Here is a 26,928-nt window from a genome sequence, read left to right as displayed (position 1 = left end):
GGGTGACTAAATATTTGTATAGAAGGCTAACTATACGCCTTTTCCTGCCAACTGCATCCGGTGATCGCCCTAATTTATGGTCATCATTTCGTCATATCGCCCACTTACACTCGCGCCCAACAAATCCCAAAGAGGATAAACAATCTGATGCTGCTCCTGATTTGCTGTCAGGCGCGCGTGCCGCAGTGCTACTCCTTCACGGGAGGTAGCCAGTGACGCATGCCGTGCCTATCGAACTGAAAAATCTCAGATGGTCGGTGAACAATCTGACGATTCTGCACGATCTCTCCCTGACGATTCCCGCAGGCGAAATCCTTGCGCTGCTCGGCCCGAGCGGCTGTGGCAAAAGCACGCTGCTGAAACTGCTGGCGGGTTTGCTGCAACCCACGGCGGGTGAGCTATGGATTGGCGATCGCTGCGCTGCCTCTGCACGTCATTGTGATGCGCCGGAAATGCGCAACCTCGGCATGGTTTTCCAGGATTACGCCTTGTGGCCGCACATGACGGTGGCGCAAAACGTCGCTTTCCCGTTGCGCATGCGCGGTGTGAAAAAAGCGGCGGCGCGTGAACAAGCCGATGCAGCGCTGGCGCAGGTTGGCCTGGCTGATTTTGGCGATCGCAAACCGGCGTTGCTCTCTGGCGGACAGCAGCAGCGTGTCGCCCTCGCCCGTGCTTTGGTTGCCAAACCCGCGATTTTGTTGTTCGACGAACCGCTCTCCAATCTTGACCGCGATCTGCGCGAAACCCTGGTGCATACCATGGCCGATCTGCTGCGCAGTGCGGGCATTACCGCTGTTTATGTCACGCATGACCGCGAGGAAGCCAACACACTCGCCGACCGCATTATTCACCTGGCACAGGGCCAGATTGTTTCCGTTACTCACCTCTCAGGGGACCGCAATGCCATCTCTCAAGTCAGTTAAAACAGGAGCCATCAGCGCGATGATTTTGACTTCCGCTATGATGATCAACGATGCCCAGGCGCTGACGGTGTATACCGCCGGTCCGGGTTCGCTATCAAAAAGTCTTGCCACCGGATTCGAAAAGCAAACCGGTATTAAGGTGAATATCTTCCAGGCCACGACCGGCAAAGTCATGGCGCGCCTGGAAGCTGAACAGGCTAATCCGCAAGCCGATGTGCTGATCTCTGCCTCATGGGATACCGCCGAAGATCTGCAACATCGTGGCTGGCTGCTGCCGTATGAAAGCGCCAATGCGGCGAAAGTGCCAGAGCAGTTCAAAACGGCAAACTATGTCGCGCAGGGTATTTCTGCACTCGGCATTGTGTGGAACACCAAAAGCGGCACGCCAGAGCCAAAAACCTGGCAGGACCTGACGGCACCCGCGTTTAAAGATAAAGTCACCACGCCGGATCCCGCTCTGTCCGGAGCTTCACTCGATCTGTTGATTGGCCTGCAAAACAGCGAAGGCGAGAAAGCCTGGCAGTTGTTTGATCAGTTAAAAGCCAATGGCATGGTGATGAGCGGCCCGAATGCCCAGGCCGTCACACCCGTGCTGCAAGGGGCGAAAGCGGCGGTGTTTGGTGCGGTGGATTACGTCACCTATAACAACATCGCGCAGGGTGAAAGCGTCAAAGTGATCTTCCCGGAGAATGGCACCGTGGTGGCACCGCGTCCGATGATGATTCTGAAAAGCAGCCAACATGCCGATGATGCGAAGAAGTTCGTCGATTATGTGCTGTCGGATGAAGGCCAGGAGCAAGTCGCGAAGGCCTGGTTGATGCCTGCACGTACCGATATCAAAGCACAGCGTCCGCTGTTCACCGAGATCAAATTGCTGCCCGCTAATAGCGATGGCAGCAGCGAGCGTTCGGCGGTGCTGAAGCGCTTTGGCGCCCTGTTCGGGCAGTAAATGATGTCGCGTGCCCTGAATGGATTGATTCTACTGGCGCTGACGCTGCTGGTGGCACTGCCGCTGCTGTTTATCGTGCTACAGGCACTGTTTCCACAGCTTGGCGAGGGGAACTGGAGTGGGGCTTTCAGCGCGTTACCGGCGCTGTTTGAAGATCCTCAGCTGGTTCCGATGTGGCTGGGCACGCTGAAAATCGGCGGCGGCGTGGCGCTGTGCAGTTTGCTGCTGGGCTTACCGCTCGGCGCGCTGCGCGGCCTGTTCCGCCTGCCGGGTGCGGCAATGTGGGATCTGTTATTCCTGATCCCCTTCCTCACGCCGCCCTATATCGTGGCGCTGTCATGGACGCTGGCGCTGCAACGCAACGGCTATTTTGAGCAACTCATCGGCATCAACTTTGATAGCCTGCTGTTCAGCAGTACCGGCATGACGCTGGTGATGACGCTGAATATTTTCCCGGTGGTCTATTTTGCGGTGTCGCGTTCGCTGATGGCGAGCGGTCAGCGCCTCGCCTGGGTGGCTCGCGTGCACGGCGCATCAGCCTGGCGCGCTTTTGCCCAGATCACATTGCCCCTGACGCTGCCGGCGTTAGCCGGTGGCGTGCTGCTGGCATTCACGCTGGCGATTGAAGAGTACGGCGTGCCTGCGGCGCTCGGCACTCAGGCGCATCTGACGCTGATGACGGTCGGAATCGAAACCAAACTGGCGGACTGGCCAATCGACTTACCGGGCGCGGCATCCCTCTCGTTGATGCTGAGCCTGGTGGCGCTCACCGCCTGGTTCCTGCAACGTAAACTGACCGGCAGCAGCGATGTGACGGCAGTGAACGGCAAACCGGTGGTACAGGAGCTTGCCGAGGGCGGGCGCTGGCTGCCGCTGATGTTGCTGCCGTTTGTCCTCACCGTTTTACTCGCCGTGGTACTGCCGCTGGGCGCAATGACGCTGAGTGGATTGCTGAATACGCTTTCCGGCGGCCTGCATGTGAATAACCTGACGCTGCGCCATTTCGGCGCGCTGTTCAGTCAGCAAGGGGATGCATTAGCGGCGTTCTCCACCAGCATTGGGCTGGCGTTGGGTGCGGCACTGCTCACCGGCTTGCTCGGCTTCCTGATCGCCTGGCGCGTCTCAGAAGGTAAAACGCGTCTGCTGGCGATGATGGATGGGCTGGCGCTGCTGCCTGCCGCCATGCCCGGCGTGGTAGTCGGCGTCGGTTTGATTCTGCTGTGGAACCGCGGCTTCTGGCCGGTATCGCCCTACAACACGATGTTTATTCTGCTGCTTTCCTACAGCTGCCTGCTGCTGCCGTGGCCGGTACGCTATGTCAGCAGTGCGCTGCGTCAGCTGGCCCCCACGCTGGAACCGGCGGCGCGCGTGCACGGCGCATCACGCTTACAGGCGCTGCGCCTGATCGTCCTGCCGCTGGTCGCTCCGAGTCTGCTGGCTGCGATGATGATGGTGTTTGCCGTAGCATCGCGCGAACTGGTGACATCGCTACTGCTGGCACCCGCCGGGACGCAAACCGTGGCGATTTTTATCTGGCGTCAGTTCGAGCAAGGTTCCGTGGGACAAGGAATGGCGATGGCCACCGTGACACTGCTTGCCAGCCTCACCCTGATGCTGGGCGCCACCATGCTGATGCAGCGCCAGGGGAATAAATAGCGCGATGAATCGCGCCGCTACAACTCAGCTGCACATGCCAGTAGCGGCGCAATTTATTGCGCGTTACACAGCGTCTTTACCGAAAAACGCACTCACGCGTTTCGCTTATTCCTAAATAAACAATCACTTACTCTCATTCAACTACACTCTCCTGAGCCATTGATGACTCAGGAGAGTAAATGAACAACCTGCCCCAGGAAAAAATTGGCCAGAACATGCTGGTCAAAATGGCGATGCTGGTGATTATTCTGGCAGGCATCCGTGCTGCGTCAGAAATTCTGGTGCCCTTCCTGCTCGCCAGCTTTCTGGCGATTGTGCTGAATCCGCTGGTCACCCTGCTGATGCGTCGAGGTGTGCCGCGTGGTCTGGCCATCACAGCAGTGATCAGCGTGATATTTGTCGTCATCCTGTTGTTGGTGGGCGTGATGGCCAGTTCGGCCAGTGACTTCAGCGATACCTATCCGCAAATCCGTAGCATGCTGGAACAAAAGCTCGGCGTGGTGCAGCACTTTGCCGCTCGCTTTCATATCAATGTCTCCACGGAAGCCTTAGCCGCCCGTCTCGACCCGAATGTGATGATGGATATGGCCACCACGCTGCTGAAACAGTTTTCCGGTGCCATGACCAACGTGCTGCTGCTGATCCTCACCGTGGTGTTTATGCTGTTCGAAGTGCGTCATCTGCCTTACAAAATGCGTAACGCTATGGTGAATCCGCAAATCCGCATCGCGGGGTTACACCGCGCCTTCAAAGGCGTGACCCACTACCTGGCGCTAAAAACCCTGGTTAGCCTGATGACCGGTCTCGCCGTTTGGCTGGTGCTGGAACTCATCGGCGTGAAGTTTGCGCTGTTCTGGGGCGTCGTGGCCTTTATCCTCAACTTTGTACCCAACATCGGGCCGATCATCGCCGGCATCCCGCCATTTATTCAGGCGCTGGTATTGAACGGAACTTACGATGCGTTGTTTGTGGTGGCACTGTTCAGCGCGATTCATATGGTGTTTGGCAATATGCTGGAGCCCAGGCTGATGGGCCGCGGCTTAGGGCTTTCCACGCTGGTGGTGTTTCTGTCGCTGATTTTCTGGGGCTGGCTGCTGGGGCCGGTAGGCATGCTGCTGTCAGTGCCGCTCACCAGTGTCACCAAGATATTGATGGAGACCACGCCGGGCGGCAGCCGACTGGCGATTCTGTTAGGCACTGGGCGGCCGGGATCGCGTCCGCGTTAAAACATAAGCATGGCGGCGCGATGCATCGCGCCGGGTGGCCGATTATTGCGTAAACACGCTGTTATCGGTAATCGCCTGCACATCGACCTTGTTCGGCAAAATCTTCAGCTCGCTAAACAGATCTGACACCTTCTGCACTTTCGCCACATCTGCTGCCGTCACACCCCGAATGCCGTGCGAAATGCGCGGCGTAATCTTCTGCGCATCTTCCGGCGAGAGACGTGTTAACTGGGCATAGACTGCGTTGTACTGCTGCGGGTGCTCCAGCGCCCATTCGCGAGCTTTGGCTAAACGATGGGTGAAATCGACAATCGCCGCCCGCTTAGCGGGATCGTCCAGCGAACTCTGCGTGGCAGTGACAAACGACAGTGCCGTGGTTAACCCTTTCCCATCGCGCAGCAGGCGTGCACCGTGCTGTTCGGCAATCCCCAGATAGGGATCGAACGTGGCCCAGGCGGCAATTTGCCCGGAATTAAACGCTGCGCTGGCATCGGTTGGCAAAACAAACCGCACCGGCACCGTATCGCGTTTTACCTGCGCTTCTTCCAGCGCTTCATACAGCAGATGCTGGGAAATACTGCCGCGCGCCGATGACACCACCACTTCCTTTCCGACCAGCTCTTTCACACTGTGAATCGGTGAATCAGCCGGGACGATCACCCCGTTCGAACCAGCATCGCCGACGTTGGTGGCGATGATCTTCAACGGTACACCGCCGGATGCCGCCATCAGTACCGGGAGATCCCCGGCGTAAGAGGTATCGACTGCCCCCGCACGTTGCGCTTCAAACAGCGGTGCCGCACCCTGGAAATTCGCCCAGCGATACTGATAGGGCGCATCTTTCATAACATCGGCGGCCTCAATCAGCGAACGCAGATTGCGCGCCTGATCGCCCAGCACCAGTGTGACTTTGCTTAAATCAGGTGCCGCCTGACTGCTAAACGCCGCGCACAGCAACAGCGTCGAAACAACCGGTTTCATCCATTTCATAGGGGATTCTCAGAGTGCGTTGCGGTTGAGCTGGCGGATGTAAGCATCCCAGTGCAGCTGATATTTGTGGTTACGGATGCTGTTGTCGAAGGCTTGCGCCGCTTTCTCGGATACCGCATCAGGCAGGATGATCAAATCCGCACCGCCCGACTGAGCCGCTAGCTGCGCCTGGCAAGCACGCTCCAGGTAGTAAAGGTTATAGAACGCTTCTTCGATGCTGCCACCGCTGGTGAGTAAGCCGTGATTGCGCAGAATCAACGCGTTAAGATCGCCAAGATCGGCCACAATGCGTTGCTGCTCATCAAGATCCAGCGCAATGCCTTCGTAATCGTGATAGCCAAGGCGATTGTGGAAGCGCGTGCTGTGCTGCGAAATCATCAGCAAACCGTTGCGCTGCGCAGAGACACCAATGCCCGCCGCCGTATGCGTATGCAGCACGGCATGCGCATCCGGACGCGCACGGTGAATGGCGCTGTGAATCACAAATCCCGCGTGGTTAATCCCCAGCCCCGTCGGGTCATCAATGATGTTTCCGTCGATATCAATTTTCACCAGCGTCTCCGCCGAGATTTCATCGAAGGTTTGACCGAAAGCGTTAATCAGAAAATGGGGCTGATCGCCCGGCACACGCAGAGAAAAGTGGGTGTAGATATGGTCAGTCCAGCGCAGCCTGGCCGCCAGGTGATAGGCCTGCGCCAGCTTCACACGCGCCTGCCATTCGCCTTCGCTGATGCGTTGGCGCAGGGAAGCCACATCCAGGGTTTCAGTGCTCATTTTCGCTCCTCATTTCAGGTCAATATGCTTTCCCATCATCGTGGCACAGCGCTTTTCCCGCTGGGAAATGCCAATAACGGCAAAACATTGTCAATTAACGCAAAGCGACGCCGATATTTGACCTGAGTCAGTCCAGAGCAAAAGCAAAACGCTAATATGCACGGCCCCTGGAAGTGTTATGCTGCTGACGCCGCAGCTTAGCCCTCATCTGCTGCTTAAAATGACCGAGGAAAGTCAGGTGCCACCGCAAAGAAAAAATCGCGATTTTGGCTGGCTGTTAATTGTCTGTGCCGGGTTATTACCGTTGGTACTGGGCATCCTTTGTACGGCCATTGAAGCGCGGCACACGGTGAGCCAGCAGCAGATCTCCACCGCTAACTCCTTACTCACTCAAGCCGAAAAAATGAGTGATAACGCCTGGGATATGATCACCCAGCTGCGTCAATACCATTATCAGCCTTGTGCGAAGATCGAGGATCAGCTGCAGCGTGCTGGCACCCTCAACGCCTATTTCCGTTCCGTTGGTCTGCTGAGTGGCGAGAACATTAGCTGCTCGTCTGCCTTTGGTTTAGCCAATGGCACACTGACCCAGATGATGATGCAACCGCCGCCGATCACCGGCAAAGCCTGGTGGAGCATCTCCATTCGTGGCACTTACGGCGTGCCCAATCGACCTGCCGTGGTGTTCGTGCGTCAACTGCCAGACAGCACCGGCTTCTGGGCGGTGATTGATGGCCAGTATCTGATGGACTTTATGCACGCTATTGGCGAGTCACGTGGCTATCAAATGAGCATGCGCTTTAGCGGCGGCGCACCGATTACCAGCGGCCCTGCCGATATCGAGCCCGAGCTGTATTTGAAAAGCGAGCCTTATCAGGCCGAATCCAGCCGCTACCCCATTAGCGTGAATGTCACCGTGCCCGCCTCCGAGTTGCTGAAGGCCTGGCGTCAGGCGCTGTTTATCTTCCTGCCGATGGCGGCAATTTTCTCTATCCTGCTGATGGTATTGACCGCCAACTGGCTGCGCCGCCGCATTTCGTGGGCCGATGAAATCCGCCGCGCGATGCGTAGCCGTCAATTCTCGGTCCATTACCAGCCGGTTTACAGCACGGAAATCGAGCGCTGCAAAGGCGCGGAAGCCCTGTTGCGCTGGCAATTGCCGAATGGTGAGATGATCCGTCCGGATATCTTTATCAGCCACGCCGAATCTGAAGGGATAATTGTGCAACTGACCCAGCATTTGCTGGATCTGATGGCGGAAGATATTCAGGGCTGGGAGGTTGAGCCCGGTTTCCATATTGGCCTGAACGTGGCGGCAGAACACTTGCAACATGCCGATTTCGTGCAGGACATTCAGCGCTTTGCCCGCCGCATTAAAGACAAGCAGATGGTGGTGACGCTGGAGCTCACTGAGCGCAGCCTGATTGATGACGGCGAACTGGTGGCGCGTAAACTCCGCTACCTGCAGTCACACGGCATGAAAGTGGCGATTGATGACTTTGGTACCGGCCACTGCTCACTTTCTTATCTGCTGACCTTCCCGCTGGATTACCTGAAAATCGATCGCGGCTTCATTAACGCCATTGAAGGTCTTGAGGTAGAAACACCGGTGCTGGATGCCATCATTAATCTGTGCCACAAACTCAAGCTGGACGTGCTCGGTGAAGGGGTGGAGACCTCGTTGCAATTCGAGTACCTGAAGCAACGTGGCGTTGTCTACATCCAGGGCTACTATTATGCCCGTCCGATGGATAATGACCGGCTCCGCGCCTGGCTCAATGAGCAAGGGCGCCAGCCACTTCTCGTTGAGGAATCCCATGAGCCTGAATTGCATCATTCTTGATGATTACCAAAACGTTGCCCTGTCGCTAGCCGATTGGGCATCGCTGCAACCTACTGTCCACACCACCGCACTGACCCGGCATTTTGATCATGAAGATGAGCTGATTCGTCACATCGAACACGCCGATATTCTGGTCATCATGCGCGAGCGCACACCGCTCACGGCCGAACTGATTGGTCGCTTGCCTAACCTGAAACTGGTGGTCACCTCCGGCATGCGTAATGCCTCGATTGATCTGCATGCCTGTGCCGAGCGTTATATCGCCGTGTGCGGCACCGCCAGCAGCAGCGCTGCACCGATGGAGCTCAGCTGGGGTTTGCTGATTGGGCTGGCTCGCCACATCGGGGTAGAAAACCAGGCACTGCGCAATAACGGGCCGTGGCAGCAAACGCTGGGGCTCGGTTTGCAGGGCAAAACGTTGGGCTTAGTGGGGCTGGGTAAAATCGGTGGCGAGATGGCCAAAGTGGCGCAGGCCTTTGGGATGCGCGTTTGCGCATGGAGTCAGAATCTCACCGACTCACGCGCAACCGAATGTGGCGCAGAACGGATGCCTTCGCTGCACGCCTTGATGCAAGCGAGCGATTTTGTCTCGGTGCACCTGGTGCTCAGCGAGCGCTCGCGCCACGTGATTGATCAGGCTGCACTGGCGCAGATGAAGCCGGGCGCGCTGTTGATCAACACCTCACGCGCCGCACTTGTCGACCAGCAAGCGATGATTGCCGCGCTGCAATCCGGTCAATTGGCTGGGGCCGGAATCGATGTGTTCGAACAGGAACCGCTACCTGCTGACCACCCGTTGCGCCATCTGCCCAATGTGCTGGCCACGCCGCACCTTGGCTATGTCGCCGACAGCAATTACCACACCTACTTCACGCAGGCAGTGGAAGATATTCAGGGATGGATAAGCGGCGCACCACTGCGCTCGCTACTCTGAACGACGGCGTTTTTCGGCGATACGCAGCGCCACTTCCAGAGTGTCATCCGCCAGCGTGACCGGCGGGCGCTGGCCATTCAGGCGCTGGTTAATACGTTCCAGGGTCGGCGTCAGCTGTCCCACCAACTGCTGATACTCATCAAGCTGGGTAATGGGTTGATTACGCGCGATGCTGGTTTGCGTCAGGCGTTGCAGCTGCCGCAAACTCTCGGCCGCCTGGCTGGTGAGCAATCCCGCCTGCCGCCAGGTTTTCAGGCGTTTCAGCAGCTCATCAGGTTGTTGGGCCAGTAACGCCAATTGGGCATCGGCGCGTTCACCGCAGTCAATCCAGCCAATCGGTGCCACAGGATCGGCAAGCGTTCGCCGTGCATCAGGCGCATAATTGATAAGATTCCTTTCTACACTGTCAATTTGCGACAGCCAGGGATTCTCAAACAATCGGGCGTTTTTTCTCGACATGAACACTCCACCTGAGCCAGGCGGCAGAGTATTACCGAATGATGACAAGCTGGCAAGCAAACTTACCGCTTCGCTTAATGATAAGAAATTCTTATTTATTTGCGCAACAATCAGGTATGGCAATCAAGCCGCCACTTGTCAGAACAATGGATTAATCAATCAGCGATGCGCAGTTGATCTCGCTGATTATCATCAAAATTTTCTCCGCGTTTTTTCAGAAAAAAAATAAATGACACGCTTTGCCTCCCTTTTGATGCATTCCTGGCTGAAACGCACGCATTACGCGGCCTGACGCGCGATAACCAGGATTTTATAAGCTGCGTTTCCTCCGTCATTCCGCCAGAGTTTTAGCCAAAAAATAGCCAGTTGTTGGCTGAAACATGACAAATATCACACAAAATCGGTATACTCTGTCGCGGGACGTAATCATTTCGCCCCTAATTATTACCGTTGCTATGCCGGATAAAATCCTCTTTCACGGCTATGCTTAAATCTTCTCAACGGCGTGGACTGGCCACAAAATGTAGTCTGCAGCGTTGAGGATTTTTCGATTTCCAATACAGGGTTACATCATGAAACTACGTAGGAAGCGTGTAAAACCTATCGGGCTGGATGACGTCACGATTATCGATGACGCCCGTTTGCGAAAAGCCATTACCGCCGCGTCTCTGGGCAACGCGATGGAGTGGTTTGATTTCGGTGTTTATGGCTTTGTCGCGTATGCGCTGGGTAAAGTGTTCTTCCCGGATGCGTCGCCAAGCGTGCAGATGATTGCTGCACTGGGTACCTTCTCTGTTCCCTTCCTGATTCGCCCGCTGGGTGGTCTGTTCTTTGGTATGCTCGGCGACAAATACGGTCGTCAGAAAATCCTCTCCATTACCATTGTCATCATGTCGATCAGTACCTTCTGTATCGGACTGATCCCCTCTTATGCCACCATCGGCATCTGGGCTCCGATTCTGCTGCTGCTGGCGAAAATGGCGCAGGGCTTCTCGGTGGGCGGTGAATATACCGGTGCGTCGATCTTTGTCGCGGAATATTCGCCGGACCGTAAGCGTGGCTTTATGGGCAGCTGGCTCGACTTCGGCTCCATCGCCGGCTTCGTGCTGGGTGCGGGCGTGGTGGTGCTGATTTCCACCGTCATCGGCGAAGCGAAATTCCTTGAGTGGGGCTGGCGTCTGCCGTTCTTCCTCGCGCTGCCGTTAGGTATCATCGGTTTGTATCTGCGTCACGCACTGGAAGAGACACCGGCGTTCCAGCAGCACGTTGATAAGCTGGAACAAGGCGATCGTGAAGGTCTGCGTGATGGCCCGAAAGTATCGTTCAAAGAGATCGCCACCAAGCACTGGAAAAGTCTGCTGGCCTGTATCGGTCTGGTGATTGCCACCAACGTGACCTACTACATGCTGCTGACCTACATGCCGAGCTATCTGTCGCATAACCTGCACTACTCGGAAGATCACGGTGTACTGATCATTATCGCCATCATGATGGGTATGCTGTTTGTGCAGCCGGTGATGGGCATGCTGAGTGACCGCTTTGGCCGTCGTCCGTTTATCATCATCGGCAGTATCGCGCTGTTCGCCTTCTCGATTCCGGCCTTCATGTTGATTAACAGCGGCGTGCTGGGGCTGATTTTTGCGGGTCTGCTGCTGCTGGCGGTGATCCTTAACGCCTTTACCGGCGTGATGGCTTCGTCGCTGCCGGCGATGTTCCCAACGCACATTCGTTACAGTGCGCTGGCCAGTGCCTTCAATATCTCGGTACTGATTGCCGGTTTAACCCCGACCTTCGCCGCGTGGTTGGTTGAGACAACCAGCAATCTGTATATGCCGGCTTATTATCTGATGGTGGTCGCGGTGATTGGTTTGATCACCGGTATCTACATGAAAGAGACCGCCAACAAGCCGCTGCGCGGTGCCACACCGGCGGCGTCGGATATTGAAGAAGCGCGTGAAATCCTGCAGGAGCATCACGACAACATTGAGCAGAAAATCGAAGATATTGATGAAGAGATCGCTAAGCTCGAGGCTAAACGTAAAAACCTGGTGCAGCAGCACCCGGACATCAACGAGTAATCTTCCCCACTCCCGCCGCCCGGCGGGAGTTTTCGTTTCCGCACACAATCCTTCATCCCCGCTGGCGAAAAGGGGTAAACTGTTGTCACTTTTTTCACCAGCAAAAGTTGTACGAACATGTCTGAATTCAATCTTCTCCAACGTCCAAGAAGACTGCGCAAAAGCGCATCAATGCGTGAAATGTTCCAGGAATCCCACCTTCGTCTGAGCGATCTGGCCCTGCCAATCTTCGTTGAAGAAGGCGTGGACGATTACGTGCCGATTAACGCCATGCCGGGTGTGATGCGTATTCCTGAGAAACGTCTCGCCTATGAAATTGAGCGTATCGCCAAAGCCGGTATTCGCTCTGTGATGACCTTCGGTATCTCGCATCACACGGATGCGACCGGCAGCGATGCATGGAATGAGAATGGCCTGGTGGCGCGTATGTCGCGTATCTGCAAAGACACCGTGCCAGAAATGATCGTGATGTCCGATACCTGCTTCTGTGAATACACCAGCCACGGCCACTGTGGCGTGCTGTGCGATCACGGCGTGGATAACGACCAGACATTAATTAACCTCGGCAAACAAGCCGTGGTCGCCGCGCAAGCCGGTGCGGATTTTATCGCCCCTTCAGCGGCAATGGATGGCCAGGTGAAAGCCATTCGTCAGGCACTGGATGCCGCAGGCTTCACCGATACGGCCATCATGTCTTACTCCACCAAGTTCGCCTCTTCATTCTACGGTCCGTTCCGGGAAGCAGCAGGAACGGCATTAAAAGGCGATCGTAAAACTTATCAGATGAATCCGATGAACCGCCGTGAAGCGATTCGCGAGTCCCTGATCGATGAAGCCGAAGGGGCAGATTCACTGATGGTAAAACCGGCGGGTGCTTACCTCGACATCCTGCGTGATATCCGCGAACGCACTACTCTGCCGCTGGCTGCGTACCAGGTGAGTGGTGAATACGCGATGATCAAATTCGCCGCGCAGGCGGGTGCCATCGACGAACGTAATGTGGTTCTGGAGAGTCTTGGTGCGATTAAACGTGCCGGTGCTGACCTGATTTTCAGCTATTTTGCCCTTGATCTTGCCGAGCAAAAAGTGCTCTGATAATCGTTACGCTTAGCAATGGATATCGCAACCGTTGCTAAGCGCTTTATGCCGTTATGGCAGCAAAACACCAGTGAAGTTGTACCCGAATAAATCAAAAGAAAGAGTAACGCGATGAAAGCACCTGCACTGCCTGCGGACGAGTCACGTCGTCTGGCCCAGTTACGTGCGCTCAACATTCTGCACACGCCTGCAGAAGAGCGTTTTGACCGTTTAACCCGCCTTGCCCGTCGTTTATTCGGCGTGCCGGTTGCGCTGGTTAGCCTGTTGGAGGAGGACCACCAGTGGTTCAAATCCATCGCAGGCCAAAGCGCGGCGACCGCACCCCGTAATACGTCGTTCTGTGGTCATGCCGTCCTGCAAGACGATGTGATGGTGGTGGAAAACGCCCTCGAAGATGAGCGCTTCCACGATAATCCGCTGGTGAATACCTCAGAGAATCCGGTGCGTTTCTATGCAGGTTGTCCGCTGCGTACGCCCGCAGGTGCCAAAGTGGGCACGCTCTGTATCGTCGACCACCATGCGCGCGAATTCAATGCGGATGATATGAATACGCTGCGCGATTTGGCCGCGATGGCCGAAGCAGAGTTAGTGGCGTTCCAGACAGCGACCTCGGATGAACTGACGCAAATCACCAACCGACGTGGATTTATGACGCTGGGACAGCTTGCGCTGAATGAGTGCGAAGCCAAACAACTCCCGGCCAGTCTGACCTTCCTCGACCTCGACCGCTTTAAAGCCATCAATGATACGCTCGGCCACCGCGAGGGGGATCGTGCATTGATGGATTTTGCGGATGCGATGAAAGTGAGTTTCCGCCACGCTGATATCTTTGCGCGCCTGGGTGGCGATGAGTTTGTGGTGCTGTTTAACGGCTTACAGCAGGCCGATGCTGAGGGCGTTTTGGCGCGCTTTGATGGCTTCCTGCAAAAGCAAACTCAGGATCTCGACCGCCGCTACGCATTGCACTTCTCATCAGGCATCGTGGAGTTTGACCCCGACCATCCGCTGTCGCTGGAACAGCTGCTGGAAGGCAGCGATGCGCGTATGTACGAAGCCAAAAACGGCAAAAAAAAGCAGGCACAGTAATGCCAGGGCGTGCATAAGCACGCCCCTCTGCCACCGCACCTTACAGTGGACGCGCCAGATCGCTAATCAGTGTCTGATTAAACTTCTGCGGCTCTTCCATCTGCGGCGCATGCCCCATACCTGGGAACTCAATTAAATGTGCCCCCGGAATCATCTTTGTCACCTGTTTGCCCAACACATTGTAATGACCTAACTGCGCTTTGACCGCAGCCGGAGCGATATCGCTGCCAATCGCGGTAGTATCGGCGGTTCCGATCATCAGCGTTGTCGACACTTTCAGGTCTTTGAATTCGTAATAGACTGGCTGGGTGAAAATCATGTCGTAAATGAGCGCAGAGTTCCACGCCACCTTCTTGTGGCCTGGCCCGTTGTTGAGGCCTGCCAGCATATCCACCCACTTGTCGTACCCCGGCTTCCACTGACCGCTGTAGTAAGTCGTCTGCTCATACTTTTTAATGCCCGCCGCACTGAGCTTCAGTTCGCGCTGATACCACTGATCCACCGAGCGCCACGGCGCGCCTTTGGCTTTCCAATCCTCAAGCCCAATCGGATTTACCAGCACCAGCTTCTGTGTCTGCTGTGGATACATCAGCGCATAGCGCGTCGCCAGCATCCCACCGGTTGAATGCCCGACCATCACCGCTTTAGCCACGCCAAGATGCGCTAACAGTTGATGGGTATTCAGCGCCAGCTGCTGGAAGCTGTATTGGTAATTGGCAGGTTTCGTCGAGCTGCAAAAGCCAATCTGGTCCGGCGCAATGACCCGATATCCCTCCTGGCTAAGCGCTTTGATGGTGTCTTCCCAGGTCGCACCACAAAAATTCTTACCGTGCAGTAGCACCACCGTTTGACCATTGGCCTGCTGCGCGGGTTTGACATCCATATACCCCATGCTCAGCGGTTGCTGCTGAGAGGAGAAATTAAAATGCTCGAGTGTGTAAGGGTAATGAAAACCTTCAAGCTGTTCGCCATAAACATTGGCCGCCAATGCAGAGGGGGTGGGTAGCGCTGCCATCGCCGTCAAAATCACGGCAAGTGACTGTTTTATCGGGAAACGAAAAGCCATGCGCACTGCTCCTGAGCTATGAAAAAACCATCAGTCTGGCACGTTAATCGGCAGGACGTATTGATGAGGTGTGCCAGCGCCACGTTTTCTCAAACTGTTAAGCCCGGCAAAGCGATGGGAAATTTGAGTTAAAAATAACGTACGTGATTACGCTAAATATTCAACATCGGTTCAACAAAAACGGCCTTTATTTCACTAAAAGCAAGACCAGTCTTGATGACAAATAATAAAACAGCCAATTCCTTATAAAACTTTACGTTAATCGGATGAATGGAAAGATTAATTATTTTACACTGTGTCCAGTTAATGGAGGATCAAAAAGATGCCGCAAAAATACAACGAAGGGGTTATTGATTCGGTGACCAAATGGATTATGGACAATCTGGATCAGCGCTTAAGCATTGATGATATCGCCGTGAAATCGGGTTATTCCAAATGGTATTTGCAGAAATTATTTGCCCGCTATCATAATGAAACGCTGGCACGGTATATCCGTAAAAAGAAACTGGCATGCTGTGTCAGCGAGCTGAAATACAGCAACGCACCGATCATCAGCCTGGCCGTAAAATACCATTTTGAAAGCCAGCAATCGTTCACTCGCTCCTTTAAGCAAGTGATGGGTTGCACCCCACTCTACTGCCGTAAGCGTCAGCTGGGGAGCGAAGCCGAGCAGCAATTAAAAGAGAGCACTGATCCCTGCGTGATTTGCCGTAAGCATGGATTTAACAGCAGTGAGAAAATGAAAGAGGTGAGAACGCCATCGCTGCGTTCAGGTCAATTTCCCTCACGCATTGATTGTGTGATGCGTTAATAAACCGCGTAACTATTTTTCTTTGCAGGATTTGCATAACAACGGATGGTTCGCCATCCGTTGTTAAGAATAACCCTCATTGATCACGCTGAGATATTCTTCTCATCAGATAGCCTGTCAAAAATGAGCCGGGAATAATTTTAGCCGCCCTATTTTTAATGCATTCTTATCAATAGGTTGATTTACAAACCATTAATTCACATCCGACCACGAAATGTTTTCCGATATTGTAACGGAGACGTATTCAAATTCTTTTTAAAATGTCTTCTTAACATCAACGGTGAAGAGAATCCGGCTTTTTCAGCGATCAGCTCAATCGGTTGGTCGGTTTTTTCCAAAAATCGCTGCGCCAATGCCAGGCGCTGGTTCACTAACCAATCACTGAAACAGCTGCCGGTGGTTTGGTTAAAACGGCGCGTAAAACTGCGACGGCTCATCAACGCTCTCTCCGCCAACTGATCCAGCGTAAGGGCCTGCTGCAAATTTTCGGTGGCCCAACTGAGCGCCGACATAAATCGATCGTTGCCCGCCGAGTGATAGACCGGCTGCTCAATATATTGCGCCTGGCCGCCCTGCCGATGCGGCGGGACCACCAGCATGCGCGCCACACTGTTGGCCACATCCACTCCACACTGTTCACGCACCAGATGCAGGCAGCAATCAATACTCGCTGCAGTGCCCGCTGAGGTCACAATCTGCCCTTCGTCGATATACAACACGTCACGGTCAATCGTCACATCGGGGTAAAGCCGTTCAAAATCACTCATCCAACGCCAGTGTGTCGTGGCACGCTGCTGTTGCAGCAAGCCAGCGGCTCCCAGCACAAAGGCGCCAAGACACAAGCCAACAATCTGAGCACCACGCTGGGCAGCCTGCTGTAACGCTTGCAACAACGCGGGCGGTGGCGCAACGGCAGGATCGCTCCAGCTGGGCACCACCACCATATCCGCTTCGGCCAGCATAGCCAGTTCATGTTCCGCGACAATCGAAAAACCGCTGTTGGTGCGGAGCGGACCGGCGTGGGTGGCACAGATCATTAACTGGTAGCAAGCTCGGCCATCTTCGCGTTCCGCCTTCTCAAACACCGCACAGGGAACGGAAAGATGAAACGGGATGATGTCGTCAAACACCACAACACCGACCTTGATGGGCGCATCCAGGTGCGCCATTTTTGGCGCAAAGTGAACGTTATTTGTCATGCGCAGTACTCCTTCACTTTCGGCACAATCGCCATACTGCTGTGCATCGGAAGTCACCCTGACTTCTCACTCAAAGAGATTATTAGCGATGAAAAACTTTTTTGCTTCAGGAACCTTAGCATTAGCGATGGCAATTTCTGGCAGTGCTATTGCCGAAGAACACAAAGCTGAAAATGCACCGACCATTCGTACAATGAGCGGTGCCACCGCCACCAGCCAGCTGACAGCCAATCAAACCGCGGTCATCGTGATTGATATTCAGAACGAATACTTCGCTGGCGGCAAAATGCCCATTCCAGACGGTCTGAAAGCGTTGCAAAACAGTAAGCGCCTGGTTGAGTTTGCACACAAGCATGGCATGCCGGTGTTCTTCGTCCGCCATGAAGGCGCGGCAGATGGCCCGCTGTTCGCCAAAGGCAGCCGCTTCGCTGAATTCCACAAGGATTTGCAACCGGGCAAAAATGATCGTGTCATTACCAAAGCCACACCGAGTTCTTTCGTGGGAACCGATCTGAAACAACAACTCGACAGTCTGGGCATCAAGCAGTTAATTGTCACCGGTCTGATGACCCATATGTGCGTGTCGTCCACCGCACGTGATGCCGTACCGCTTGGCTACTCGGTCATCATCCCGGAAGATGCCACCGCTACGCGCGATCTGGCGACCTGGGATAACAAGGTGGTCGATCACAAGGTGCTGCAGCAGAGCGCATTGGCAGGCGTTGCTGATGTGTTTGCCGAGATCAAAACCACCGACGCGGTATTAGCGCTGCCCGTTCATTAATCACTGCACTGCTTTACCCGGTAATAACTTTTCAGACATCACCTTGCGGCAGGACAGACCGTCCTGCCGCGCCTGCTGTTGCTGCTCCGCTGACAAATCCTGCCACACGCTTTGCAGATGTTCTGCCAGACCTGACTGGAAATGAATTTTCTGCAGCGCATAGTCCGAGTTGCTGCCTTCAATGATCTGCTGCATTGCCTGGGGTGAGTTGTCGCGCCCGTCATGGGTCAAGGTGCAGAACATGGCGATGTAATAGCCTTTGTCTTCATCGCTATAGTGCGGCATCAGCCACCAGACAGCCGCGCTGATGACGATAAGCACGGGTAGAAGGAATTTAAGTTTGAACATGGAATCATGGGCCTGTTTGAAAAAACGCGGCGATCTTAACAGATTCATCGGTTAACAGCCCTTAAACACCCACGGCAAATGAACGCCGCCTGCGTATTCTCTTAAAGTAGCGTTTTCAGAGTTTATTTATTGAGCAGTTCGGCGCTGTTTGTTAATTTTGAGCCACTTTTCGCGCCATTCGCGCTTCATCGTGCCCGCTGTCACAGGGCCAGTTTTTCGCCTTAAAGCGGCAAAAGCTGGGATAGCGGCCGACAGGGTTACAGGAATGATGATGTCCAACCATAAACTTAAAATGCATTTGATTTCGCTGGCATTGCTGGCGGAAAAAAAACTGACCACACGCAAACGCCTTCCCGCCTACCACCCCTCAGCCGAGCAGGATATCAACTTGCAGGCTCGCGCTAATCCGCCAGCGCCCATTCCGCGTCAGGTTTGGATGTACTGGGAAAGTGAAAAGCTCCCGGCTGAAGTCCAGATTTTTATCGACAAGATTGCCCGTGAAAACCCTGGCTATACGCTGACGGTGATCAACAATCTCAATCTGCACGACTATTTACCCGACCTGAAGTTTGTCCACGCGGGGATGCGGGCTTCGCACAAAAGCGATGTGATTCGCCTGGAGCTGCTGCATCGTTATGGCGGAATCTGGATGGATGCCACCATTATCCTCAATCGCAGCCTTGATGAGCTGTTAGCGGTGAATGCGGATGAGCGTTATGACCTGGTGGCTTTTTATCGCGAGGAATCCACCCGCGATCGCGCTTATCCGGTTATGGAATCCTGGTTTCTCGCCGCGCCGAAAAACAATGCCTTTATCGGCCGCTGGCTGCACTGCTTCCGCCCGATTGTGGAGTTAGGCTCCGAGGCCTTCTTCCAGCAATTATTGGCGCTGCCGAACTACGACACCATTCTGCAGGGCATCAAGACGCCGGATTATCTGGTGGTGTATATCGCTCAGCAGCAGGCGCTGCGGGAAGAGAATCACTACAACTTCTACTTACGCAAAGCGGAAGCCGGTGCGTTATTGTATCAAACGCTGAGCGGCTGGCGTCCGGTGAAACTGAGCCGCATGCTGATGGTGGATGCTTTACCAGAGGTGTTGCCACCGGTGTACAAACTCACCAGCTTTGACCGCAAATATATCGCGACGCATCTGAAGTACGGCGTGGTCAACAGCGATAGCCTGCTGGGGCAAGTATTGCTGCACGAGCAGCCGAAAAACCGGACACCTGCAGCGACGTTAGCGGGTAAAGCCGCTCAATAATGCCAGGTGCGCATCAATGCGTACACTGCAAAAAACGCGCAATGGGGGTGTTTCGTGGCCGAACCCCCAATCCGTGCATGTGGATTGCAACGTCGCTATCAGGCAAAACCTTGCGTTAGTGCTGTAGCGACGCCATGACGCAGCGCCAGGCATTAGCGCTGTAACCTCACCATCAAGCTGAACTTCGTATTCGCGCAGTAGCATCGCCATTAATGGCGACGTGATAATTTACAGCGCCTGCGCGCACGCCCACGCTGAACTCCACGCCCACTGGAAGTTATATCCACCGAGCCAACCGGTGACATCCACCACTTCGCCGATGAAGTAAAGGCCGGGCACCTCACGCGCTTCCATGGTTTTGGAAGAGAGCTGCGTGGTATCGACGCCGCCCATCGTCACTTCGGCGGTACGGTAGCCTTCGGTGCCATTCGGCTGCACGCGCCACTGATGCAATGTGGTGACCAACTCGGCCTGCTGTTTGCTGTTGAGCTGCTTCAGCGTCACATCCGGGATCTGTTTCAGCTCCTGCAACACTTCCACCAGTCGCTTTGGCAAAATTTTCGCCAGGCTGTTTTTCAGGCTGAGGTTCGGATGTGCCTCGCGCTGCACGTTGATGAAATCATCGAGCGAGGTCTCCGGCGACAGATTAATGGTGACAAATTCACCTGGCTGCCAGTAGCTGGAAATTTGCAGCACCGCCGGCCCCGACAAGCCGCGATGGGTAAACAGCATCGCTTCTTTAAACAGCGTGCCGTCCTGCGCCGTAATGGTGGTGGGCAGCGCCACACCCGACAGCGTGTTTAGCTGCTCCAGCAACGGCTTATGCAGGGTGAAAGGCACCAGTGCAGCGCGCGTCGGAAAGACTTTCAAACCAAACTGCTCGGCCACTTTGTAGCCAAACGGCGTCGCCCCGAGGCCCGGCATCGATAATCCCCCACTCGCGATCACCAGCTTTTCTGCCTGCACCTCGGAGCCATTCAGCTGTAGCCTGTAGCCATTTTCATCACGCGTCACGCTCAGCACTTCACTGCGCAAACGCACGGTGACTTGTCCGTCTTCGCACTCTTTTAACAGCAGATCCACAATCTGCTGCGCCGAATCATCGCAGAACAGTTGGCCAAGGGTTTTCTCGTGATACGCAATCTTGTGGCGATTCACCAGATCGATGAAGTCCCACTGGGTGTAACGCGCCAGTGCCGACTTACTGAAATGCGGGTTGTGCGAGAGATACGCCGCCGGTTCGGTGTACATATTGGTGAAGTTACAGCGGCCACCGCCGGACATCAGGATTTTACGTCCCGCCTTTTTGCCGTTATCCAGCAACAGCACACGACGACCCAACTGCCCTGCCTGCGCCGCACAGAACATGCCGGCAGCGCCTGCACCTATTACGATAACGTCAAACTTGTCCACAGTGCTTAATCCACATAATTGAAAGGCGGTGATTGTAGAGATCTGCGGCATTTCGCGCCAGCGTCAAAAAAATGCCGTAAATGTGTCATATTGTAACTCGCTTATTTTTCAGTCTTTTTACCTTGTCTGACGGGGTTTGTGGCAATTTTAAGACAAAAAAGGGCTATATTTTCCTTTCACATCATGCGGGTTGTCGCCGATAATGCGCCGCGTTCATGTCCTCCAAAAAATGGCGTAACGTTTATGCTACATCTGTTCGCTGGTCTTGACCTCAGTACCGGCCTGTTTTTGGTATTAGCTCTGCTGTTTGTCTTGTTCTATGAGGCAATCAACGGTTTCCACGACACTGCTAACGCAGTCGCTACAGTCATTTATACCCGCGCAATGCGGGCGCAATTGGCGGTTGTGATGGCGGGTGTTTTCAACTTCTTAGGCGTTTTGCTGGGCGGTTTAAGCGTGGCCTATGCCATCGTGCATATGCTGCCAACGGATTTACTGCTGAATGTAGGTTCTGCACACGGCCTCGCCATGGTGTTCTCCATGCTGCTGGCTGCCATCATCTGGAACCTTGGCACCTGGTATCTGGGCTTGCCGGCATCCAGTTCTCACACCTTGATCGGCGCGATTATCGGTATTGGTCTCACCAATGCACTGATGACCGGCACCTCGGTCGTTGACGCACTCAACCTGCCGAAAGTGATCAATATTTTCCTGTCTCTGATTCTGTCGCCGATTGTCGGTCTGGTGATTGCGGGTTCATTGATTTTCATCCTGCGTCGTTACTGGAGCGGAACCCCTAAACGTTCGCGCATCCATATGACACCGGCTGACCGTGAAAAGATCGATGGCAAGAAGAAGCCACCGTTCTGGACGCGTATTGCCTTGATCGTTTCAGCGATTGGCGTGAGCTACTCCCACGGCGCTAACGATGGTCAGAAAGGCATTGGCCTGATTATGCTCGTGCTGATTGGTGTTGCACCCGCTGGTTTCGTGGTCAACATGAACGCTTCGGGTTATGACATCACCCGGACGCGCGATGCGGTCAATCATCTGGAACAGTATTACCAGCAACATAGCGATTCACTCACGCATATCATCCAGATGGCACCGCCTGCGGTTCCTTCTCCGGAAGAAGCGGTGGGCGGCCCGCATGAGTTCCATTGCGATAGCAGCCGTGCGCTGCAAGCCATTGACCGTGCGCAAGTGCTGCTGGCCAATCTGAACAGCTATGACCAACTGACGGTTGATCAACGCAGTCAGATGCGTCGCCTGCTGATGTGTGTCTCGGACACGGCCGATAAAGCGGCGAAGCTGCCAGAGACCACCCCGGACGATAAGCGCTTCCTTAACAAGCTGAAGGGCGATTTGCTGGGCACCGTCGAGTACGCGCCGATCTGGATCATCATGGCTGTGGCGTTAGCGCTGGGCATTGGCACCATGATTGGCTGGCGTCGCGTGGCGACCACCATCGGTGAGAAAATCGGTAAGAAAGGCATGACCTATGCGCAAGGCATGTCAGCGCAGGTCACTGCGGCCGTGTCGATTGGTATCGCGAGCTATACCGGAATGCCGGTTTCGACCACGCATATCCTGTCGTCATCGGTTGCCGGAACCATGCTGGTTGATGGCGGTGGATTACAGAGCCGTACTATCAAAAACATCGCCATGGCGTGGGTGTTCACCCTGCCGGTCTGTATTGTGCTGTCAGGTTCGCTCTACTGGATCGCGCTGAAAATTATCTAAGCCGTCAACGGCAAACAAGAGGGCGACTGTTCAACACAGGTCGCCCTTTTTTATTGCCGCTATTTAATGCCAGATCGCCAGGCCAACCAGACTCACGACCACCAAAAAACAGAGCCCGCTGGTCAAGACAAACTGCCTGCGTACGCGCTCGCAGCGGCGAATAAATTCGTCGTCGTGATGATCGCGATAGCGTTTATCCCAGATATAACGCACCAGTCGCACCTGCTTGCTCGGCTGACCATGAGACGTAAAGAAACCCGCCCCATCCACATATTGATACAGCAGCGGATCGCAACCGCGCAGCACAGCCAATAGCGAGCGCAAAGAAGAGAAGTAGCGCGCCATATTCACCAGACAAACCACACACAGAGCCCAAAAAAGCGCGATAGTGCTGATCATGTTCCCCTCCCAGCTGGAGCCGCAATGACGTCGAAGGCAGCGGGGAAATGCTGTAGACGCCCCACGGGAAATTAACCAGCCACAGATGAATCGAATTGCATTGTTGTTATGCGAGCCCGAGCGCGTTACCCAGACGGCAGTGGCACTCATTTTCAGTGTAGGAGATCTGTTCAATTTTTTTCCAGCGATGATTTTCGTTCACCGCGAGTGAAAATTGCGATAGCGCTTGATCTTCCTCACAAGCGAGCCGTGGATTGCAGCATTTGTTAACAACTCTGGCTATACTCAAAACATAACAACATACGCCTGATGGCATAAATGATGGCTGGCGGCGCTTCATCGCCATTGTGCGCAAAGGACAACGCCTGCCGTGAAGGCAAACAACGGGTTGCCCCCAGAATATTGAGAAGGAGTTTTATCATGGCCTATAAACATATCCTGATTGCCGTAGACCTTTCCCCGGAAAGCCAGCTGCTGGTTGATAAAGCCGTTTCACTGGCCCGCCCTTACGATGCAAAAATCTCGCTGATCCACGTTGATGTGAACTATTCAGACCTCTACACCGGGCTGATTGACGTTAACTTGGGTGACATGCAGAAACGCATTTCTGAAGAGACGCACACCGCGCTGAAAGAGCTTTCTACCAACGCCGGTTATCCGATCAGTGAAACCCTGAGCGGCAGTGGCGATCTCGGCCAGGTGCTGGTGGATGCGATTAAGAAATATGAAGTGGATTTAGTGGTCTGTGGCCACCACCAGGATTTCTGGAGCAAGCTGATGTCATCCGCGCGACAGCTGATCAATACGGTACATATCGATATGCTGATTGTGCCGCTGCGTGACGAAGAAGACGAATAAAAATAGGGCCAGTAATGGCCCTGTTTTTTTGGTAGCGGCGTAATGCATCGCGCGTCTTTAAACCTCGCGCGATAAATCACGTCGCGACGCCATAGGGCAGACTCATACCAACGGCGGATAAATATCAAAGCGATGGCTTTTGGTGACCACCGCCGATTGGGTTGCCACGCCCGCTAACGGCGGCGCGTAATCCGGGCGTTTCACCACAATACGTTTCTTCGCCAAACGGCGAGCGGGTTCCAGCAGCGCATCGGCGTCATCATCGGCACCGACCAGCGACTGAAACACCCGCATCTCCTTCTTCACCATCGCGCTCTTTTGACGATGGGGATACATCGGATCGAGATACACCACATCTGGCGCGGGCGCGATATCACTCAACGCCTGCTGACTCACCACATGCAGCAGCGTCAGCCGTTCACGCAGCCAGCCGCCGATCTCCGCATCTTCATAGCCACGACGCAAACCATCATCCAGCAGAGCCGCAACCACCGGATGGCGTTCCAGCATGCGCACCCTGCAACCCAGCGCTGCCAGCACAAAGGCATCGCGCCCCAACCCTGCCGTCGCGTCGATCACGTCCGGCAAATAGCCACCTTTAATGCCCACCGCTTTCGCCACCGCCTCGCCGCGGCCGCCACCAAACTTGCGGCGATGCGCCATGGCACCGGTGACAAAATCCACAAAGATGCCGCCCAGTTTAGGCTCATCTTGTTTGCGCAGCTCGAGGCGCTCCGGCGTCAGCACCAGTGCCATTACGGCCTGATCGTCATGCTGTAAGCCCCAACGCTGCGCCAGATGTAATAAGGCGCCGTCTCCGGCGCCTGATTCATCGATTAAACCGATTTTCACAAGCAGGCTTATCCCTGAATTCCGTAGTGTTCCAGCATCGCGTCCAGCTGTGGTTCACGGCCACGGAAGCGTTTGAACAGCTCCATTGGCTCTTCGGAACCGCCGCGCGTCAGGATGTTGTCGAGGAACGACTGGCCGGTTTCACGGTTGAAGATGCCCTCTTCTTCGAAGCGTGAGTAAGCATCCGCTGCCAGCACATCCGCCCACAGATAGCTGTAGTAACCTGCGGCATAACCGCCGGCAAACACGTGGCTAAACGCATGCGGGAAACGGCCCCACTCCGGGCTTGGCACCACGGCAACCTGCTTCTTCACTTCACGCAGGGTTTCGAGGATTTGCGCGCCTTTTTCCGGATTGAATTCGGTGTGCATACGGAAATCGAACAGGCCGAACTCCAGCTGACGCAGGATAAACAGCGCCGCCTGATAGTTCTTCGCCGCCAGCATCTTATCCAGCAGATCTTTCGGCAACGGTTCGCCGGTCTCGTAGTGGCCAGAGATAAACGCCAGCGCGTCCGGCTCCCAGCACCAGTTTTCCATAAACTGGCTTGGCAGCTCGACCGCATCCCATGGCACACCGCTGATGCCCGACACGCCCGGCGCTTCGATGCGCGTCAGCATGTGGTGCAAGCCGTGCCCAAACTCATGGAACAAGGTGGTGACTTCATCGTGGGTAAACAGCGCAGGTTTGCCCTGTACCGGACGGTTGAAGTTACAGGTGAGGTACGCCACTGGCTTCTGCAAGCTGCCGTCGGCTTTACGCATCTGACCGACGCAATCGTCCATCCACGCCCCGCCACGCTTGTGCTCACGCGCATACAGGTCAAGATAGAAACTGCCGCGCAGCTCGCCGCTTTCATCGAACAGGTCGAAGAAGCGCACGTCTGGGTGGTAAACATCGACGTCTTTACGCTCTTTGGCTGTAATGCCATAAATGCGTTTCACCACTTCGAACAGACCGCTCACCGCACGCTCTTCCGGGAAATACGGACGCAGTTGCTCATCGCTGATGGTGTACAGATGCTGTTTTTGTTTCTCACCGTAGTAAGTGAGATCCCACGGATTCATCTCGTCAACGCCACACTCTTTTTTGGCGAAGGCGCGCAGCTGAGCTAACTCTTTCTCACCCTGCGGACGCGCACGTTTGGCGAGGTCGGTCAGGAAATCGATCACCTGCGCCGGATTTTCCGCCATTTTGGTGGCCAGTGATTTATGCGCGAAGGAGTCAAAACCGAGCAGCTGTGCCAGCTCGTGACGCAATGCCAGCTCTTCGCCCATGATCGGGCCGTTATCCCATTTACCGGCATTTGGCCCCTGCTCAGAAGCACGCGTTGAATAAGCGCGGTACATCTCTTCACGCAGCGCCGCGTTGTCGCAGTAGGTCATCACCGGCAGGTAGCTTGGGATATCCAGCGTCAGCAACCAGCCTTCCTGCTCTTTGGCTTCGGCCTGCGCTTTCGCCGCGGCCAGCGCGCTTTCCGGCATGCCCGCCAGTTCCGCTTCGTCGGTGATCAGCTTGCTCCAGCCCATGGTGGCGTCGAGCACATTGTTGCTGTAAGTCGAACCGAGTTCAGACAGACGCGCCGCGATTTCGCCATAGCGTTTCTGTTTTTCTTTATCGAGACCGATACCGGACAGCTCAAAATCACGCAGTGCGTTATCCACCGCTTTCTTCTGGGCGATATCCAGCGCGGCATAGAAGTCGCCCTGTTTCAGATCGCGATAAGCCTGATACAGGCCTTCATGCTGGCCTACCCAGGTGCTGTATTCGGACAGCAGCGGCAGCGTTTGCTCGTAAGCTTCACGCAGTTCCGGACTGTTCTTCACCGAGTTGAGATGGCTCACCGGTGAGAAAATGCGGCTTAAGTGGTCATCCACTTCCGCCAATGGCTGCACTAAATTGTCCCAAGTGTAAGGTGCACCCTGTGCTACAACGCGTTCAACTTCAGCGCGGCAGTTGTTCAGCGCTTCAGTCACAGCAGGAACCACGTGCTCAGGTTTGATCGCGGAAAACGGCGGAAGCGTGTAAGGGGTGAGTAACGGATTGGTCATAAGCGCAGTCCTTTCTTCATGGAGTGGGGGTGGCGCGCAAAGGCGCGACGCAATCTTTCTAACATGCGGTCAGTGAACGTGAAAATCAATGCTACTGAGAATGGACCGGTAAAGAAAAAAGCGC

Annotated in this window: 25 protein-coding genes; 15 read left to right on the top strand and 10 right to left on the bottom strand. The window is 54.8% G+C overall.

From position 1 onward, the window contains the following. Positions 1–212 precede the first annotated feature (212 nt). From ACCW76_RS14175 to ACCW76_RS14160, 4 genes are all read left to right on the top strand, one after another. Positions 213–923, top strand: coding sequence for an ABC transporter ATP-binding protein (locus ACCW76_RS14175; RefSeq protein ID WP_045814084.1), 711 nt, complete (start codon positions 213–215; stop codon positions 921–923). Further along, positions 901–1,872 (top strand): ABC transporter substrate-binding protein, encoded by a 972-nt coding sequence (locus ACCW76_RS14170; RefSeq protein ID WP_197079561.1) that lies wholly within the window; start codon positions 901–903, stop codon positions 1,870–1,872. The genes ACCW76_RS14175 and ACCW76_RS14170 overlap by 23 nt, the downstream gene beginning before the upstream one ends. After that, a complete protein-coding gene (locus ACCW76_RS14165) occupies positions 1,873–3,528 on the top strand; it encodes an ABC transporter permease (RefSeq protein WP_436338871.1) in 1,656 nt (551 codons plus the stop codon). It begins immediately after the preceding gene. A 179-nt stretch (positions 3,529–3,707) separates the two neighbouring features. Continuing rightward, positions 3,708–4,754 (top strand): AI-2E family transporter, encoded by a 1,047-nt coding sequence (locus ACCW76_RS14160; RefSeq protein ID WP_436338870.1) that lies wholly within the window; start codon positions 3,708–3,710, stop codon positions 4,752–4,754. A gap of 42 nt (positions 4,755–4,796) precedes the next feature. Here the strand turns inward: ACCW76_RS14160 and ACCW76_RS14155 are convergent, their stop codons facing one another. Then, complete coding sequence (locus tag ACCW76_RS14155; RefSeq protein WP_436338869.1) at positions 4,797–5,744, bottom strand: ABC transporter substrate-binding protein; 948 nt, start codon at positions 5,742–5,744, stop codon at positions 4,797–4,799. Positions 5,745–5,753: 9 nt separating this feature from the next. Continuing rightward, entirely contained in the window at positions 5,754–6,518 is a 765-nt protein-coding gene (locus ACCW76_RS14150) for a class II aldolase/adducin family protein (protein ID WP_038644243.1), read from the bottom strand. Between the two features lie 238 nt (positions 6,519–6,756). Here ACCW76_RS14150 and ACCW76_RS14145 point away from each other — a divergent pair, with 238 nt between their 5' ends. Together ACCW76_RS14145 and ACCW76_RS14140 are read left to right on the top strand one after the other, a co-directional pair. Continuing rightward, a complete protein-coding gene (locus tag ACCW76_RS14145) occupies positions 6,757–8,361 on the top strand; it encodes an EAL domain-containing protein (RefSeq protein ID WP_436338945.1) in 1,605 nt (534 codons plus the stop codon). Continuing rightward, positions 8,336–9,295 carry a D-2-hydroxyacid dehydrogenase family protein gene (locus ACCW76_RS14140; RefSeq protein ID WP_436338868.1) on the top strand — a complete coding sequence of 320 codons (960 nt, stop codon included), beginning with the start codon at positions 8,336–8,338 and terminating at the stop codon, positions 9,293–9,295. The genes ACCW76_RS14145 and ACCW76_RS14140 overlap by 26 nt, the downstream gene beginning before the upstream one ends. On the opposite strand, the gene ACCW76_RS14135 is transcribed toward ACCW76_RS14140, so the two are convergent. Then, positions 9,287–9,754 carry a hypothetical protein gene (locus ACCW76_RS14135; RefSeq protein ID WP_038644241.1) on the bottom strand — a complete coding sequence of 156 codons (468 nt, stop codon included), beginning with the start codon at positions 9,752–9,754 and terminating at the stop codon, positions 9,287–9,289. The genes ACCW76_RS14140 and ACCW76_RS14135 overlap by 9 nt on opposite strands. Here ACCW76_RS14135 and ACCW76_RS14130 point away from each other — a divergent pair. From ACCW76_RS14130 to ACCW76_RS14115, 4 genes are all read left to right on the top strand, one after another. After that, entirely contained in the window at positions 9,753–9,983 is a 231-nt protein-coding gene (locus tag ACCW76_RS14130; RefSeq protein WP_436338866.1) for a hypothetical protein, read from the top strand. The genes ACCW76_RS14135 and ACCW76_RS14130 overlap by 2 nt on opposite strands. A gap of 343 nt (positions 9,984–10,326) precedes the next feature. Beyond that, on the top strand, positions 10,327–11,832 hold the full coding sequence (gene proP, locus ACCW76_RS14125) for a glycine betaine/L-proline transporter ProP (protein WP_045814089.1): 1,506 nt from the start codon (positions 10,327–10,329) through the stop codon (positions 11,830–11,832). Between the two features lie 117 nt (positions 11,833–11,949). After that, a complete protein-coding gene (hemB, locus tag ACCW76_RS14120; RefSeq protein ID WP_034819746.1) occupies positions 11,950–12,927 on the top strand; it encodes a porphobilinogen synthase in 978 nt (325 codons plus the stop codon). A 114-nt stretch (positions 12,928–13,041) separates the two neighbouring features. Next, positions 13,042–14,016 carry a GGDEF domain-containing protein gene (locus ACCW76_RS14115; RefSeq protein ID WP_045833758.1) on the top strand — a complete coding sequence of 325 codons (975 nt, stop codon included), beginning with the start codon at positions 13,042–13,044 and terminating at the stop codon, positions 14,014–14,016. Between the two features lie 40 nt (positions 14,017–14,056). Here ACCW76_RS14115 and ACCW76_RS14110 read toward each other — a convergent pair whose 3' ends face one another. Further along, the gene (locus ACCW76_RS14110; RefSeq protein ID WP_436338865.1) at positions 14,057–15,082 is read right to left on the bottom strand and encodes an alpha/beta fold hydrolase; all 1,026 of its coding nucleotides are present in this window, start codon (positions 15,080–15,082) and stop codon (positions 14,057–14,059) included. Between the two features lie 322 nt (positions 15,083–15,404). On the opposite strand from ACCW76_RS14110, the gene ACCW76_RS14105 reads away from it, so the two are divergent. After that, positions 15,405–15,893, top strand: a complete 489-nt coding sequence (locus ACCW76_RS14105; RefSeq protein WP_038644237.1) for a helix-turn-helix domain-containing protein — start codon at positions 15,405–15,407, stop codon at positions 15,891–15,893. 197 nt (positions 15,894–16,090) lie between these two features. Here the strand turns inward: ACCW76_RS14105 and ACCW76_RS14100 are convergent, their stop codons facing one another. Continuing rightward, positions 16,091–17,092 carry a GlxA family transcriptional regulator gene (locus ACCW76_RS14100; protein ID WP_045833756.1) on the bottom strand — a complete coding sequence of 334 codons (1,002 nt, stop codon included), beginning with the start codon at positions 17,090–17,092 and terminating at the stop codon, positions 16,091–16,093. An 88-nt stretch (positions 17,093–17,180) separates the two neighbouring features. Between ACCW76_RS14100 and ACCW76_RS14095 the strand changes: the two genes are divergently transcribed. Next, a complete protein-coding gene (locus tag ACCW76_RS14095; RefSeq protein WP_436338864.1) occupies positions 17,181–17,876 on the top strand; it encodes a cysteine hydrolase family protein in 696 nt (231 codons plus the stop codon). Here ACCW76_RS14095 and ACCW76_RS14090 read toward each other — a convergent pair whose 3' ends face one another. Continuing rightward, the gene (locus ACCW76_RS14090; protein WP_436338863.1) at positions 17,877–18,224 is read right to left on the bottom strand and encodes a hypothetical protein; all 348 of its coding nucleotides are present in this window, start codon (positions 18,222–18,224) and stop codon (positions 17,877–17,879) included. A 265-nt stretch (positions 18,225–18,489) separates the two neighbouring features. Here ACCW76_RS14090 and ACCW76_RS14085 point away from each other — a divergent pair, with 265 nt between their 5' ends. Continuing rightward, entirely contained in the window at positions 18,490–19,488 is a 999-nt protein-coding gene (locus ACCW76_RS14085; protein ID WP_436338862.1) for a glycosyltransferase family 32 protein, read from the top strand. A 228-nt stretch (positions 19,489–19,716) separates the two neighbouring features. Here ACCW76_RS14085 and ACCW76_RS14080 read toward each other — a convergent pair whose 3' ends face one another. Further along, positions 19,717–20,901 (bottom strand): NAD(P)/FAD-dependent oxidoreductase, encoded by a 1,185-nt coding sequence (locus ACCW76_RS14080; RefSeq protein ID WP_436338861.1) that lies wholly within the window; start codon positions 20,899–20,901, stop codon positions 19,717–19,719. A gap of 243 nt (positions 20,902–21,144) precedes the next feature. Between ACCW76_RS14080 and pitA the strand changes: the two genes are divergently transcribed. Next, complete coding sequence (gene pitA, locus ACCW76_RS14075; protein ID WP_436338860.1) at positions 21,145–22,644, top strand: inorganic phosphate transporter PitA; 1,500 nt, start codon at positions 21,145–21,147, stop codon at positions 22,642–22,644. 63 nt (positions 22,645–22,707) lie between these two features. Here pitA and uspB read toward each other — a convergent pair whose 3' ends face one another. Beyond that, positions 22,708–23,043: a universal stress protein UspB gene (gene uspB / locus ACCW76_RS14070; protein ID WP_034819764.1), complete on the bottom strand. Its 336-nt coding sequence runs from the start codon at positions 23,041–23,043 to the stop codon at positions 22,708–22,710. Between the two features lie 420 nt (positions 23,044–23,463). On the opposite strand from uspB, the gene uspA reads away from it, so the two are divergent. Next, the gene (uspA, locus tag ACCW76_RS14065) at positions 23,464–23,901 is read left to right on the top strand and encodes a universal stress protein UspA (RefSeq protein ID WP_045814098.1); all 438 of its coding nucleotides are present in this window, start codon (positions 23,464–23,466) and stop codon (positions 23,899–23,901) included. Positions 23,902–24,003: 102 nt separating this feature from the next. Here the strand turns inward: uspA and rsmJ are convergent, their stop codons facing one another. Both rsmJ and prlC read right to left on the bottom strand, forming a co-directional pair. Next, the gene (gene rsmJ, locus ACCW76_RS14060) at positions 24,004–24,753 is read right to left on the bottom strand and encodes a 16S rRNA (guanine(1516)-N(2))-methyltransferase RsmJ (RefSeq protein WP_436338859.1); all 750 of its coding nucleotides are present in this window, start codon (positions 24,751–24,753) and stop codon (positions 24,004–24,006) included. A gap of 8 nt (positions 24,754–24,761) precedes the next feature. Continuing rightward, positions 24,762–26,804: an oligopeptidase A gene (gene prlC / locus ACCW76_RS14055; protein ID WP_436338857.1), complete on the bottom strand. Its 2,043-nt coding sequence runs from the start codon at positions 26,802–26,804 to the stop codon at positions 24,762–24,764. Positions 26,805–26,928: the final 124 nt, after the last annotated feature.

This window comes from Pantoea sp. C8B4 (assembly GCF_051336905.1).
Classification (GTDB): domain Bacteria; phylum Pseudomonadota; class Gammaproteobacteria; order Enterobacterales; family Enterobacteriaceae; genus Pantoea; species Pantoea rwandensis_B.
The sequence above is the reverse complement of the archived record's forward strand: the minus strand, read 5'-3'. Positions and strand labels throughout refer to the sequence as shown.

What these genes read in the sequence shown, in the direction of transcription:
- ACCW76_RS14170 (WP_197079561.1), top strand. Translation starts at nt 901, where the DNA reads ATGCCATCTCTCAAGTCAGTTAAAACAGGAGCCATCAGCGCGATGATT.
- ACCW76_RS14130 (WP_436338866.1), top strand. Translation starts at nt 9,753, where the DNA reads ATGAACACTCCACCTGAGCCAGGCGGCAGAGTATTACCGAATGATGAC.
- ACCW76_RS14155 (WP_436338869.1), bottom strand. Translation starts at nt 5,744, where the DNA reads ATGAAATGGATGAAACCGGTTGTTTCGACGCTGTTGCTGTGCGCGGCG.
- uspA (WP_045814098.1), top strand. Translation starts at nt 23,464, where the DNA reads ATGGCCTATAAACATATCCTGATTGCCGTAGACCTTTCCCCGGAAAGC.
- ACCW76_RS14165 (WP_436338871.1), top strand. Translation starts at nt 1,873, where the DNA reads ATGATGTCGCGTGCCCTGAATGGATTGATTCTACTGGCGCTGACGCTG.
- ACCW76_RS14105 (WP_038644237.1), top strand. Translation starts at nt 15,405, where the DNA reads ATGCCGCAAAAATACAACGAAGGGGTTATTGATTCGGTGACCAAATGG.
- pitA (WP_436338860.1), top strand. Translation starts at nt 21,145, where the DNA reads ATGCTACATCTGTTCGCTGGTCTTGACCTCAGTACCGGCCTGTTTTTG.
- hemB (WP_034819746.1), top strand. Translation starts at nt 11,950, where the DNA reads ATGTCTGAATTCAATCTTCTCCAACGTCCAAGAAGACTGCGCAAAAGC.
- ACCW76_RS14095 (WP_436338864.1), top strand. Translation starts at nt 17,181, where the DNA reads ATGAAAAACTTTTTTGCTTCAGGAACCTTAGCATTAGCGATGGCAATT.
- ACCW76_RS14150 (WP_038644243.1), bottom strand. Translation starts at nt 6,518, where the DNA reads ATGAGCACTGAAACCCTGGATGTGGCTTCCCTGCGCCAACGCATCAGC.
- ACCW76_RS14135 (WP_038644241.1), bottom strand. Translation starts at nt 9,754, where the DNA reads ATGTCGAGAAAAAACGCCCGATTGTTTGAGAATCCCTGGCTGTCGCAA.
- prlC (WP_436338857.1), bottom strand. Translation starts at nt 26,804, where the DNA reads ATGACCAATCCGTTACTCACCCCTTACACGCTTCCGCCGTTTTCCGCG.
- ACCW76_RS14140 (WP_436338868.1), top strand. Translation starts at nt 8,336, where the DNA reads ATGAGCCTGAATTGCATCATTCTTGATGATTACCAAAACGTTGCCCTG.
- ACCW76_RS14100 (WP_045833756.1), bottom strand. Translation starts at nt 17,092, where the DNA reads ATGACAAATAACGTTCACTTTGCGCCAAAAATGGCGCACCTGGATGCG.
- uspB (WP_034819764.1), bottom strand. Translation starts at nt 23,043, where the DNA reads ATGATCAGCACTATCGCGCTTTTTTGGGCTCTGTGTGTGGTTTGTCTG.
- ACCW76_RS14110 (WP_436338865.1), bottom strand. Translation starts at nt 15,082, where the DNA reads ATGGCTTTTCGTTTCCCGATAAAACAGTCACTTGCCGTGATTTTGACG.
- ACCW76_RS14085 (WP_436338862.1), top strand. Translation starts at nt 18,490, where the DNA reads ATGATGATGTCCAACCATAAACTTAAAATGCATTTGATTTCGCTGGCA.
- ACCW76_RS14160 (WP_436338870.1), top strand. Translation starts at nt 3,708, where the DNA reads ATGAACAACCTGCCCCAGGAAAAAATTGGCCAGAACATGCTGGTCAAA.
- proP (WP_045814089.1), top strand. Translation starts at nt 10,327, where the DNA reads ATGAAACTACGTAGGAAGCGTGTAAAACCTATCGGGCTGGATGACGTC.
- ACCW76_RS14090 (WP_436338863.1), bottom strand. Translation starts at nt 18,224, where the DNA reads ATGTTCAAACTTAAATTCCTTCTACCCGTGCTTATCGTCATCAGCGCG.
- ACCW76_RS14115 (WP_045833758.1), top strand. Translation starts at nt 13,042, where the DNA reads ATGAAAGCACCTGCACTGCCTGCGGACGAGTCACGTCGTCTGGCCCAG.